At 72.1% G+C, this 12,567-nt stretch carries 10 protein-coding genes and 1 riboswitch; of the genes, 2 read left to right on the forward strand and 8 right to left on the reverse strand.

Annotated elements, in window-relative coordinates; genetic code table 11:
* Positions 1-221 precede the first annotated feature (221 nt).
* Entirely contained in the window at positions 222-1,016 is a 795-nt protein-coding gene (locus tag OHS59_RS12730) for a VOC family protein (protein WP_328493523.1), read from the forward strand.
* Positions 1,017-1,061: 45 nt separating this feature from the next.
* Here OHS59_RS12730 and OHS59_RS12735 read toward each other — a convergent pair whose 3' ends face one another.
* From OHS59_RS12735 to OHS59_RS12750, 4 genes are read right to left on the reverse strand one after another with little or no spacing between them, the layout of a single operon-like run.
* A complete protein-coding gene (locus OHS59_RS12735; RefSeq protein ID WP_328493524.1) occupies positions 1,062-1,718 on the reverse strand; it encodes a thymidine kinase in 657 nt (218 codons plus the stop codon).
* A 52-nt stretch (positions 1,719-1,770) separates the two neighbouring features.
* Positions 1,771-2,958, reverse strand: coding sequence for an alkaline phosphatase family protein (locus OHS59_RS12740; RefSeq protein WP_328493525.1), 1,188 nt, complete (start codon positions 2,956-2,958; stop codon positions 1,771-1,773).
* The gene (locus OHS59_RS12745) at positions 2,958-3,545 is read right to left on the reverse strand and encodes a DUF5998 family protein (RefSeq protein ID WP_328493526.1); all 588 of its coding nucleotides are present in this window, start codon (positions 3,543-3,545) and stop codon (positions 2,958-2,960) included. Before OHS59_RS12745 ends, OHS59_RS12740 begins: the two co-directional genes overlap by 1 nt.
* A 41-nt stretch (positions 3,546-3,586) precedes the next feature.
* Positions 3,587-6,574: a bifunctional acetate--CoA ligase family protein/GNAT family N-acetyltransferase gene (locus OHS59_RS12750; RefSeq protein ID WP_328493527.1), complete on the reverse strand. Its 2,988-nt coding sequence runs from the start codon at positions 6,572-6,574 to the stop codon at positions 3,587-3,589.
* Between the two features lie 167 nt (positions 6,575-6,741).
* Between OHS59_RS12750 and OHS59_RS12755 the strand changes: the two genes are divergently transcribed.
* A complete protein-coding gene (locus OHS59_RS12755) occupies positions 6,742-7,023 on the forward strand; it encodes an HPr family phosphocarrier protein (protein ID WP_328493528.1) in 282 nt (93 codons plus the stop codon).
* 278 nt (positions 7,024-7,301) lie between these two features.
* Here OHS59_RS12755 and OHS59_RS12760 read toward each other — a convergent pair whose 3' ends face one another.
* The 4 genes from OHS59_RS12760 to OHS59_RS12775 form a co-directional block, all read right to left on the reverse strand.
* Positions 7,302-7,994, reverse strand: a complete 693-nt coding sequence (locus OHS59_RS12760) for a GntR family transcriptional regulator (protein ID WP_328493529.1) — start codon at positions 7,992-7,994, stop codon at positions 7,302-7,304.
* 288 nt (positions 7,995-8,282) lie between these two features.
* Entirely contained in the window at positions 8,283-9,068 is a 786-nt protein-coding gene (locus tag OHS59_RS12765; RefSeq protein WP_328493530.1) for a M23 family metallopeptidase, read from the reverse strand.
* A 13-nt stretch (positions 9,069-9,081) separates the two neighbouring features.
* A riboswitch (cyclic di-AMP (ydaO/yuaA leader) is annotated at positions 9,082-9,236 on the reverse strand.
* 246 nt (positions 9,237-9,482) lie between these two features.
* On the reverse strand, positions 9,483-10,871 hold the full coding sequence (locus OHS59_RS12770) for a M16 family metallopeptidase (protein ID WP_328493531.1): 1,389 nt from the start codon (positions 10,869-10,871) through the stop codon (positions 9,483-9,485).
* On the reverse strand, positions 10,868-12,238 hold the full coding sequence (locus OHS59_RS12775; RefSeq protein ID WP_328493532.1) for a M16 family metallopeptidase: 1,371 nt from the start codon (positions 12,236-12,238) through the stop codon (positions 10,868-10,870). The genes OHS59_RS12770 and OHS59_RS12775 overlap by 4 nt, the downstream gene beginning before the upstream one ends.
* Between the last annotated feature and the right edge of the window lie 329 nt (positions 12,239-12,567).

Raw genomic sequence — 12,567 nt, forward strand, 5'->3', positions numbered from 1 at the left:
AGCACGCACTGTACGGCCGATGGACATGCGCAGGCAATCGCGGGGAAACGGATGGGCAACAGGAATGCGGGCATCCTCCCGCCGTGGGCCGTTCGGCCGGGACGCGTCGGAGTGCCGGTGGTGCGACCATCGGCACCGGGCGACCTGGTCCACAGCGGCGGTACGCCCGGTTCGTAAGCGGAAGTGAAGCGGCCCCACGAGGCGCCGAGGAGAGGGTGACGATGACCGAGGCACGGGGGTCGGCCGGCCTGAACGGCTCTGCGTACGCGCCCGGAACACCCTGCTGGGTGAGTCTGATGGTGCACGGGATGGCCGCGACCCAGGAGTTCTACGGGGAACTGTTCGGCTGGGAGTTCCAGCCGGGTCCGCAGCAGCTGGGTGCCTATGTGCGGGCGCAGCTGGACGGGCAGGAGGTGGCGGGCATCGGCCAGCTGCCACCGGACCGTCATCTGCCCGTCGCGTGGACGCCCTACCTCGCCTCGGACGACGTGGACCTGACGGCGGAGACGGTCCGGCACTGCGGCGGCACGGTCGGCGTGGGGCCGCTGGTCGCCGACGACGCCGGCCGGCTGGCGATCGCCTCGGACCCCTCGGGCGCGGTGTTCGGCGTCTGGCAGGCCGCGGCCCATCTCGGCGCGGGCATCGCCGGGGTCCCCGGGACGCCGACGTGGAACGAGCTCATCACGCGTGACTCGGAGGGTGTCGCCAAATTCTACGAGACGGTCTTCGGTTACGAGGAGGAGCCCGTCGTCTCCGCCGACTTCGACTACATCACCCTCCACATCAAGGGCCGCCCGGTGGCCGGTATCCACGGTGTCGGCAACGCCCTGCCCCGGGACCGGGGCGCCCACTGGATGACGTACTTCGAGGTCGTCGACGTGGACGCGGCCGTGGCCCTGGCCGTCGACCTCGGCGGCCATGTCCTCAAGCCGCCCCACGACGGCTCGTACGGCCGTGTCGCCACGGTGGCGGACCTGGAGGGCGCGGCGTTCTCACTGGTACGGACCAGCCGCTGAGCCGTCGGCACCGGGCTGTCGGGCTGACCCGTAGGCGCCGGGCCGTCAGCGCTGGGGCACGGCGTCCACCGGGAGCACGTCCGGGGACAGGACGCCCACCCGTGCGGTGACCGCGGTCAGCCGGCGGCGGTGATGGCGACGGCACAGCACCTCGTAGCCGATGTCCTCCGACTGGTCGACGTCGCCGACCACGACCTGGGCACCCTCCACGACCATCCGCCCGCCTATGGTGCGGGCGTTGTGGGTGGCGCGGGCGCCGCACCAGCAGAGGGCCTCGACCTGGAGGACCTCGACGCGGTCCGCGAGTTCGACGAGTCGCTGGGAGCCGGGAAAGAGCTTCGAGCGGAAGTCGGTGGTGATGCCGAAGGCGAAGACGTCGATGTCCAGGTCGTCGACCACACGGGCGAGTTGGTCGATCTGCTCGGGGGCGAGGAACTGTGCCTCGTCGGCGATGACGTAGTCCGCCCTGCCTCCCCGCGAGAGGTGTTCGACGAGGTACGCGTACACGTCCTGGTCGTCCTCGACCTCGACCGCGTCAGTGACCAGGCCGAGGCGTGAGGAGAGCTTGCCCTCGCCCGCGCGGTCGTCCCGGGTGAAGATCACGCCCTGCAGGCCGCGGGCCGAGCGGTTGTGCTCGATCTGCAGAGCCAGCGTCGACTTCCCGCAGTCCATGGTTCCGGAGAAGAACACCAGCTCGGGCATGGTGGGTCGAGCACCTTTCAGCAGGGGTGACGCGGGGCGGGGAGAGGGTCGGTCAGGAACGTACTTCCAGCAGTGGAACGTGCTGTTCCACCGGGGTCATCGAGCCGTGGTTGCCGACCATCAACGACTCCTTCGGCTCCCGCTCGGACGCGGTGATCAGCACGTCGTCCCGGGCCGCCGCGACGACGTCGCCGATGCGCGCGTACACCCGCTCGTCGACGTGCGGGCCGAACCAGCCTGCCGCGATCGCCTCGTCGCGCGAGGCCACCCAGAACTGCTCGCCGAGCACCTCGCGCCAGCAGGTCAGGACGTCCGACTGGGCGCCCGGGACCGCGTACACGTGCCGGGCCCGGCCCTCGCCGCCGAGGAGGGCGACGCCCGCGCGCAGCTCCCAGTCCTCGTCGAAGTCGATCCGGTGCTGCTCGTCGAAGGGGATGTCGATCATGCCGTGGTCGGCGGTGACGTACAGGGCCGCGCGCGGCGGCAGTTGCTCGGCCAGGCGCTGGACCAGCCGGTCCACGTACATGAGCTGGCCGCGCCAGGCGTCGGAGTCGACGCCGAAGCGGTGTCCCTTGCCGTCGACCTCGGCGTAGTACGTGTAGACCAGCGAGCGGTCCCCGGCGGCCAGTTGCTCGGCCGCCATGTCCATGCGGTCCTCGCCGGTCAGCCGTCCGTGGAACGTGCCGCCGCTGAGCGCGATCTTGGTCAGCGGGGTGTTCTGGAAGTGCGGCGCGGACACCTGGGCCGTGTGCACGCCCGCCGCGTCGGCCAGCTGGAACACCGTGGGGTACGGCTGCCACTTGCCCGGCTTGGTCCAGGGGATCCAGCGGAGCTGGTTCATCAGCTCGCCGGTCTCGGGGTTGCGCACGGTGTAGCCGGGCAGTCCGTGGGCGCCCGGGGGCAGTCCGGTGCCGACCGAGGCCAGCGAGGTCGCGGTGGTCGCGGGATAGCCCGCCGTGATCGGCCGGCCGGTGCCGCCGCGCGAGCTGCCCAGCAGGGAGCTCATGAACGGGGCCTCGTCCGGGTGCGCCTTCAGCTGCTCCCAGCCGAGACCGTCGATCAGGAAGACGCAGTTCCGGTCGGCCGGGCTCAGTTCGCCGAGGGAGGCGGTCATGTCCGGTACGTCCATGCCCGCGGCCAGCGTGGGCAGGAGGTCGGCGAGCGAGCCGCTGCCGTACTCGGGTACGGGCGCGGATCCGACGGTGAGTGGTTCCGGGTCGTCCCAGACTTGCTGGGCCATCAGCGGGTGACGTCCGCGGTCGCCTCGGAGAGCGACTGCGCGAAGGCCAGCGTCTGGCGCACGGCGTCCGGGCCGTCACCGGCCTCGCTGACGCGCAGGCTCAGGTCGTCCGCCGTCGAACTGCCGGTGTAGCCGTGGTCGGCCTCGCAGTTGGGGTCGCCGCAGGCCGCCGGCTCCAGGTCGATGCGGGCGACCGCACCCCAGCCGATGGTGAGGACGACCTCGCGCGGCAGCGTCCCCACGACGTACTTCTCCGGGTTCGCCACGACCCTGCTGAGCACGACGGACGAGATCCGGCCAAGCTTCACGGACTCGGTGGACGTGGTCGCGTACGGCGTGGGCGACGTGCTGTCCGCGGCCTGCTCGTCGGTGTGGCTCACGATGAAGCGGTTACCCGTGAGGACGAGCACCGTGACATGCCGACGCACCTCGTTCGCGTCGAACGTCGTCTCCTGGTGGACCAGATACGACCGGATGGGCTCGCCTCCCACAGCGGCCTCCACCGCCTCGGCCACGAGGGCCGGGTAGTAGCCGCTGCGCTCGATCGCCGCTCGCAGCCCCTGGGTCGTCGTACTGGTCTTGGCCATGACGTCCATCCTACGGGGGAGTACTGAATGCGAGGCACCGCTCAGTACACCGGAAGCGTGCGGGGCCCGAGGTCGTCGCGGGCGGGCGGCGGCGCGAGCCGCACGGAGGCGCCGAGCACGCTCAGCCCGCGCGGGGCGACGACGACGGGCTCCAGGGACACGGAGACGACCTCCGGGTGGTCGTCGACAAGCCGTGACAGACGCAGCAGCAGTTCCTCCAGTGCCGCGACGTCCGCCGGGGCCGAGCCGCGCCAGCCGAAGAGGAGCGGTGCGGTCCGGATGGAGCGGACCAGTGAGGCGGCGTCGCGGTCGGTGACCGGAATCAGTCGGTGTGCGGTGTCTCCCAGCAGTTCCGAGGCCGCTCCCGCGAGCCCGAAGGAGAGCACCGCCCCGGCCGCCGGGTCGATGACCGCCCGGACGACCGTGTCGACGCCGCGCGGTGCCATGGCCTGTACCACCGGGCGCAGTTCCTCGGGCTGCCCGAAGAGGCTGGTCAACTCGGCGTACGCGCGCCGCAGTTGCTCCTCGTCCGCCAGGTCGAGGCGGACGCCGCCCAGGTCGGCGCGGTGTCGCAGGTGCGGGGCGGTGGTCTTCAGCGCCACGGGGTAGCCGAGACGCTGCGCGGCGGCCACCGCTTCCTCGGGCGTGGACGCGGGCAGGGCGCGACGGACGTCGATGCCGTACCGGCCGAGGAGGGCGCAGGTGTCGTCGGGGCCGAGCGTGAGCCCCGCCTCGCCCGCTCCCGGTTCCGTGGAGACGGCCCCTTCTCGGTCGGCTCCTTCGCCGTCGACCAGCAGGCGGTCGATCTGTTCGGCCGCGCCCTTCTCGTCGATGTCCTCGTACTCGGGCACCCGCCCCGGGTCGGCGGACTCGCGCCGCCACTGGCCGTATCGCACGGCTTCCGCGAGCGCGCGCACGGCCCGCTCGGCGGCGGGGTAGGCGGGGATGAGCCGGGAGTCGACCTCAGCGCTCTCCGTCCCGGCACCTCGCGTCCCGGCGCTCTCCGCCTCGGGAAGCACGGGAGCGGCTTGCGGGGCGGGGCCGGCCGGAGCTGGTGCGGTGCCGACGGGCGCTGGTGTCGTGCCGGCCGGAGCTGGTGCGGCGCCTGCGGATGCCGCCGCGAGGCCTGCCGGGGCGCTGCCGGCTGCCGCGAGACCGGCCGGTGCGGTGCTCGCCGCCGCGGACAGGGCCTCCGCGAGCCCGCCCAGCTCCACATGCACCACGAGAACCGGCTTGGCGGGAGCGGCAGCGGAGGCCGAACGGAGGGCCTCCGCCAGAGCGGCGTCCGCCGCGGACCTCTCGCCCACCGCCGGAATCGCGGTGACCACGACGGCGTCGCAGGCGTCGTCGGCCAGCGCGTCTGCCAGCGCCGCGCGGAAGTCCTCGGCCGAGGCGCCCGTCGTCAGGTCGCGGGTCGGCTGCGGGCTCAGCCCCTGGGCGAGACACGCGTCGTACGTCAGCAGCCCGAGCGACTCGGAGTTCCCGAGGATCGCCACCCTGGGGCCCACGGGCAGGGGCTGGCGGGCCAGCAGCAGTCCCGCGTCGACCAGCTCCGTGATCGTGTCCACGCGGATGACCCCGGCCTGCCGCAGCAGGGCGGACACCGTCGCGTGCGGCAGCCGGGTGGCCCGTACGGCGTGCCCCTGGGGCGCGGCTCCGCCGTGCCGTGCGCCCTGGACGACGACCAGCGGCTTGGCCGCCGCGGTGCGCCGGGCGAGGCGGGTGAACTTGCGCGGGTTGCCGATCGATTCGAGGTACATGAGCGCGACATCGGTGTCCGGGTCGTCGTACCAGTACTGAAGGACGTCGTTGCCGGACACGTCCGCGCGGTTGCCGGAGGAGACGAAGGTCGACACGCCCGTCACCCCGGTGACCCCGCCGCCGCGCCGGTGCAGCCGGGACAGCAGCGCGATCCCGATGGCCCCGGACTGGGCGAACAGCCCGATGCGCCCGGTGCGCGGCATCTCCGGCGCGAGCGAGGCGTTCAGCCGGATCCGCGGGGAGGTGTTGATGACACCGAAGGCGTTCGGCCCGATGATCCGCATCCCGTACGTACGTGCCTGGCGCACGAGTTCGCGCTGGCGCTCCCTGCCCTCGGGGCCGCTCTCGGCGTATCCCGCGGAGACCACGACGAGTCCCTGCACCCCGTGCTCGCCGCACTCCGCGACTGCCTCGGGGACCCGGTCGGCCGGGACGGCGATCACGGCGAGGTCGACGGGCTCGTCGATGTCCCGCACGGAGCGGTGGGCCTGGACTCCGGCCAGCTCCTTCTCCTGAAGTGCGCCGTTCACCGCGTACAGGCGCCCGGTGAACCCCGCGTCCCGCAGGTTCTCCAGGATGCTGCGGCCCACTCCCCCGGGTGTGCGGCCCGCTCCGACCACCGCGACCGAGCCGGGCGCGAGGAGCCGGGCCACGGAGCGGCCCTCCGCCCGCTGCTCCCGCGCGCGCTGCACGGCGAGCGAACGGTCGGTGGGCTCCAGGTCGAACTCCAGGCGTACGACGCCGTCCTCGAAGCTGCGCTTCTGCTGGTACCCGGCGTCCGTGAAAACCTTGATCATCTTGCTGTTGGCGGGCAGTACCTCGGCGGCGAAACGGCGGATGCCGCGCTCACGGGCGACGGCCGCGATGTGTTCGAGCAGGGCGGAGGCCACGCCACGTCCCTGATGGGCGTCCTGCACGAGGAAAGCGACCTCCGCCTCGTCCGCGGGGGCGGAGGCGGGCATCCCGGAGGCGTTGATGCGGTCGTAGCGTACGGTGGCGATGAATTCGCCGCCGACAGTGGCCGCGAGTCCCACCCGGTCCACGAAGTCGTGGTGGGTGAAGCGGTGGACGTCCTTGGCGGACAGGCGCGGGTACGGCGCGAAGAAGCGGTAGTACTTCGACTCGGCGGACACCTGCTCGTAGAAGCTGACGAGGCGGTCGGCGTCGTCGGCCGCGATGGGCCGGACGCGCGCGGTGCCGCCGTCGCGCAGGACGACGTCCGCCTCCCAGTGGGCGGGGTACTCGTGCCGGTCCGACGGGGTCTGCATGGGGCCCAGAGTACGACTCGGGTCCGACAACGGCGGGCTCGCGTCCGGCGGGGGCCCGGGGCAGTCTTGGGGAACCCGGCCGGCCGGGTCCGCACCCACGCAGGGCACGCTCCACCGTATGGAACACTGGTCTAGACAACCGTGAGACACCTGAAGGGCAGCATCACATGGCTGAGCGCCGCGTCAACGTCGGCTGGGCCGAGGGCCTGCACGCCCGTCCCGCCTCCATCTTCGTCCGGGCGGCCACGGCCACCGGTGTCCCCGTGACGATCGCCAAGGCCGACGGCAATCCCGTCAACGCCGCTTCCATGCTCGCGGTCCTCGGCCTGGGCGCCCAGGGCGGCGAGGAGATCGTCCTGGCCTCCGACGCCGAGGGCGCGGACGCCGGGCTCGACCGCCTGGCGAAGCTGGTCGCCGAGGGTCTCGACGAGCTCCCCGAGACGGTCTGACCTCCCGGACCCCGTACGGCGGAGCCGCGTCACCCACACCCCGGGGGACGCGGCTCCGCCGTTTGCGCGTACGGGACCGACGGGCCGGAGTCGCCCCCGGGGGCTCCCCCGCGACGAAGATTTCCCAGCGGGGCGGGAGCCGTGTTTTTCACACGGGACCGGCGCGGCAATTTCCGTGCATACAGAAATTGCGCGCTCCGCAGTTCCGGGCACGCAGAATAAAAGGGCACCAGAAATAGGAACCTGCCGAATATCCCTCTTTGTATACGGTGCTTCTGTTAATGCCGCAGGCCCGCTGTGTTTACGGGATGTTGCGAAGTCCTCACACGTTCGACGCGGTCCGCGCCGGGAAAGCGCAGCCGGTGCGCGGAGGTCGCCCGCTCCGTGTGCAACGCCGTGATCGACCGGGCCCGGTCACTGTCACCGCGGGCCACGGCGTCCACGATGGCCCCGTGCTCGGTCCAGGACTCGGCGGGGTGCGCGGGCGCCTCGACCGAGTACATCCAGGCGATCTTGTGCCGCAGCTGACCGAGCGTCGAGGTCAGCGCCGGGCTGCCCGAGGCCTGCGCGAGCGTCTCGTGGAACCAGCCGCCGAGTGAGCGCAGATCCTCGCTGTTGCCCCGCCTGGCCCGCTCCTGACCGAGTCTGACCAGGCCGCGCAGCACCTTGAGATGGGCCTCGGTACGTCGCTGGGCGGCCCGGGCGGCGCCCAGCGGCTCCAGCAGCACACGCATCTCCAGGAGGTCGGCGGCCTCCTGCTCCGTCGGTTCGGCGACGCACGCGCCCGCGTGCCGGCGGGTGACCACGAAGCCCTCCGCCTCCAGGGTGCGCAGCGCCTCGCGCACGGGGACCCGCGAGACGCCGTAGCGGCGCGCGAGCAGTTCTTCGGTGAGCCGGCTGCCGCGCCCGTAGACACCCGCGACGATGTCGTCACGGATCGCCGTGCATACCGAGCGCGCGGGAATACGCATGACCGAACCTCCGCCTTAATCCCCGCGAAACGCGGTCGATTGACGCTTGTTCGGTGACTCTATTGCAGAGAACGGGAAATTCCGAAGGCAGCCGGGAATCCATGGATATTTTTTGGACACACCACGTCTCCGAACAGGCAGTCGTCCGGTGCGGAAGTGACCGGAAGCGGTCGTACGGGTACCTACGGGCCCATCTGAGGCGACGGGATCGCGCGAAGGCCCCGGCTCGGTGAGCCGGGGCCTTCGCGCGGATGCGGTGCTGTACGTCCGTACAGAGATGCCGTGCGGTCAGACGTTGACGCCGTGCCCGCGGAGGTACGCGACGGGGTCCATGTCGGATCCGTACTCCGCGGTCGTCCGCGCCTCGAAGTGCAGGTGCGCCCCCGTGACGTTGCCGGTCGCCCCGGAGAGGGCTATCTGCTGCCCCGGAGTGACCGTCTGGCCGACCGAGACACCGATGGACGAGAGGTGCCCGTACTGGGTGTACGTGCCGTCGGTCATCTTGATGACGACCTGGTTGCCGTACGAGCCGCCCCAGCCTGCCTCCACGACGGTGCCGGAGCCCACCGCGTGGACGGCGGTGCCGCTGGCGGCGTGGAAGTCGATGCCGGTGTGGCTGCCGGAGGACCAGATGCCGCCGCCGGCCTGGTAAGAGGTCGAGACGTACGAGCCGGCGATCGGCGCGGTGTAGGCGTTGAGGCGCTTGCGCTCCTTCTCGCGGGCCGCGCGGGCCTCGGCCTCGCGCTCCTTCTCGGCCCTCGCCTTGGCCTTGGCCGCGGCCTCCTCGGCGCGCTTCTTCGCGGCGGCCTCGGCCTTCTCGCGGGCCGCGTCCTGCTCGGCGGCCTGCCGCTGGGCGGCGGCCTGGGCGTCGATCTCGTGGGCGACCGAGTCACCCATGGTGACGGCCCGGAGGGGGCCGGTCTGCTCGATCTCGCTCTCGGCGGCGAACGCCGGGGCGGCCAGTGTGCCCACGACACCGGTGGTGGCCAGGGCTGCGACGCCGACGGTCCTGCGGGTCGTGCGCGTCATGCGGCTGGGAAGACGGTGCTTCCCCGTGGCGCGGGTGAACGCCATGAAGTGGCTGGTCCTTTCCTTCCTTCTCGCCTACCGGGTTAGCTGACGGGTTCGGAGCAGGAAGGTCTCCTACGGACCCCCTTCGGGAAGGGCGTCCGATTCACCCCAGGGACGTGGGTCCCCGGCTCCCCTGGCTCGCGCCATGCGGGGACTCGGCGATGACTGTCCGGTGCCGCGGACGCGGCGCAGTGCCTGACGAACAGCCGGACCGACGCTAAGCGGCGCCTCTTTCAATAGACAAACGGATCAACACTTTTGTAGCGCACGCCACAGGGCAGACAGGCAACCTCTCCACCAATACGGGCAACTTCCGCCTCAATGCAGACAATCAGGGAGGAAGGCGGTACGGGCAGCAGTATGAAAAAGGGGCCCGGGCGACTCGTCGGTCACCCGGGCCCCACCTGCTGCCAGTACCTACTCCGGTGCCACGACGCTGACTTCGCCGATTCCGAGGGCCCTGACGGGCCCCTCGATCTGCGCGGCGTCACCGACGAGGACGGTCACCAGACGGTCCACCGGGAAGGCGTTCACGGCGGCCGCGGTGGCCTCCACGGTGCCGGTGGCGGCGAGCTGCTTGTACAGCGTCGCCTGGAAGTCGTCCGGCAGGTGCTGCTCGACCTGGTCGGCCAGCGTGCCCGCGACGGCGCCCGCGGTCTCGTACTTCAGGGGCGCCACCCCCACCAGGTTCTGCACGGCGACGTCACGCTCGGCGTCCGTCAGACCCCCGGCGGCGAGGGTGCGCAGCACCTTCCAGAGGTCGTCGAGCGCCGGGCCGGTGTTCGGGGTGTCCACCGAGCCGCTGATGGCGAGCATCGAGATGCCCGTCCCGTCCGGGGCGGAGCGCAGAACCTGGCCGAACGCCCGCACGCCGTAGGTGTATCCCTTCTCCTCGCGCAGGACACGGTCCAGGCGGGAGGTGAGGGTGCCACCGAGGCAGTACGTGCCGAGCACCTGGGCGGGCCACACACGGTCGTGCCGGTCCGCGCCGACGCGGCCGATGAGCAGCTGCGTCTGGACGGCTCCGGGACGGTCGACGATGATCACCCGGCCGGTGTCGTCGGCGGTCACCGAGGGCACGGGACGCGACTCGGCCTGCGATCCGGTCCAGGTGCCGAGCGTGTCCCCGAGCAGCGCGTCGAGGTCGACGTCGGTGAGGTCTCCGACGACGACCGCGGTGGCCGTGGCGGGGCGTACGTGCTTCTCGTAGAAGGCGCGTACGGCCGCCGAGTCGATCGCGGTGACCGTCTCCTCGGTGCCCTGGCGCGGGCGCGACATCCGGGAGTCCGCCGGGAAGAGCTGCCGGGACAGCTCCTTGGCGGCCCGCCGGGCCGGGTTGGCGGTCTCGTGCGGGATCTCGTCGAGCCGGTTGCGCACCAGCCGCTCGATCTCGCCGTCCTCGAACGCGGGCGCCCTGAGCGCGTCGGCGAGCAGGCCGAGCGCCTTGGGCAGCCGGGAGACGGGGACTTCGAGGCTGAGCCGTACGCCGGGGTGGTCGGCGTGCGCGTCCAGGGTGGCGCCGCAGCGCTCCAGCTCGGCGGCGAACTCCTCGGCGGAGTGCTTGTCGGTGCCCTCCGAGAAGGCTCGCGCCATGATCGTGGCGATGCCGTCCAGGCCCTTCGGCTCCGCCTCCAGCGGGGCGTCCAGGATCACCTCCACGGCGACGACCTGCTGGCCGGGGCGGTGGCAGCGCAACAGCGTCAGGCCGTTGCCGAGGGTGCCGCGCTCGGGCGCGGGGAAGGCCCAGGGCCTGGCCTCGCCGGCCTGGGGCTGCGGGTGGAACTCCATCGTGGCGAGCTCGGTCACTTGGCCGCCTCCTCGTCGGTGTTGTCAGCGGCGGCGTCGGTCCCGGGGGCGTCGGTCTCCTCGGCGGCGACCGGCTCGTAGACCAGCACCGCGCGGTTGTCGGGGCGCAGGCGGGCCTTGGCGACCTCCTGGACCTCCTCCGCGGTGATGTCGAGGACGCGCTGGACGGCGGTCAGGGCGAGCTGGGGGTCGCCGAACAGGACCGCGTACCGGCACAGTTCGTCGGCGCGGCCCGCGACCGTGCCGAGCCGGTCCAGCCACTCGCGCTCCAACTGGGCCTGGGCGCGCTCCATCTCCTCGGCCGTGGGGCCCTCCGCGGCGAACCGGGCGAGCTCCTCGTCGACGGCGGCCTCGATGACCGGGACCTCGACGTCACCGGAAGTCTTCACGTCGAGCCACCCCAGGGAGGGCGCTCCGGAGAGACGCAGCAGGCCGAACCCGGCCGCGACGGCGGTGCGGTCGCGGCGTACGAGCCGGTTGTAGAGCCGGGACGACTCGCCGCCGCCGAGGACGGTCAGGGCGAGGTCGGCCGCGTCGGACGCGCGCGTGCCGTCCTCCGGCAGCCGGTAGGCGGCCATCAGCGCGCGCGCCGGGACCTCCTCCTCGACGACCTCGCGCAGCTGCCCGCCCATGGTCTCCGGGAGCGAGCCGTCGCGCGGGGCGGGCTTTCCGTCATGGCCCGCGACGGAACCGAAGTACTTCTCGACCCAGGCGAGCGTCTGCTCCGGGTCGATGTCACCGACGACCGACAGCACCGCGTTGTTGGGCGCGTAGTAGGTGCGGAAGAAAGCGCGCGCGTCCTCAAGGGTGGCCGCGTCCAGGTCCGCCATCGACCCGATCGGGGTGTGGTGGTAGGGGTGGCCCTCCGGATAGGCGAGGGCGGTCAGCTTCTCGAAAGCGGTGCCGTAGGGGACGTTGTCGTAGCGCTGCCTGCGCTCGTTCTTGACGACGTCCCGCTGGTTCTCCATCGACTCTTCGTCGAGCGCGGCGAGCAGGGAGCCCATGCGGTCGGCCTCCAGCCAGAGGGCGAGCTCCAGCTGGTGCGTCGGCATGGTCTCGAAATAGTTGGTCCGCTCGAAACTCGTCGTCCCGTTGAGCGAACCGCCCGCTCCCTGGACCAGCTCGAAGTGACCGTTGCCCTTCACCTGGCCGGACCCCTGGAACATCAGGTGCTCGAAGAGGTGGGCGAGCCCGGTACGGCCCTTGACCTCGTGACGCGAGCCGACGTCGTACCAGAGGCACACCGCCGCGACCGGGGTGAGGTGGTCCTCGGAGAGCACCACACGCAGGCCGTTGGCCAGGCGGTGCTCGGTCGCTGTCAGGCCGCCGGAACCGGCCTCGGCTGTGGCCGTGTGACCCATGGGCATGTACGTCCCTTCGATCGCGGAAAACTGCTGAATTCCTGCTAGTCATGCCACTGTATGCAAGCGCGCGGACGGCTGGCGAAGTTCCCGCGTCGAGTACGCCGAGAGCGAGCACCGGGCCGCCCGCGGGATCCCGCGCGACCGCGCGGGCAGCACAGGCCCGGCCCGACGACGCTCCCACCGGCAGCCGACCCGGCCAGGGGCGCTCCCCCAAGGGCGCGGGGAACTGCGCGACCAGCCCCGACGGCCCCGCACCCGACGAGCCCCCCTGCCCCCGGAGGGACTCGGCTCACGACGGGTGCAGGCGGTCGGCCGGGTGCCACCGGGGCCGC

The sequence above is a fragment of the Streptomyces sp. NBC_00414 genome, assembly GCF_036038375.1.
Taxonomy (GTDB): domain Bacteria; phylum Actinomycetota; class Actinomycetes; order Streptomycetales; family Streptomycetaceae; genus Streptomyces.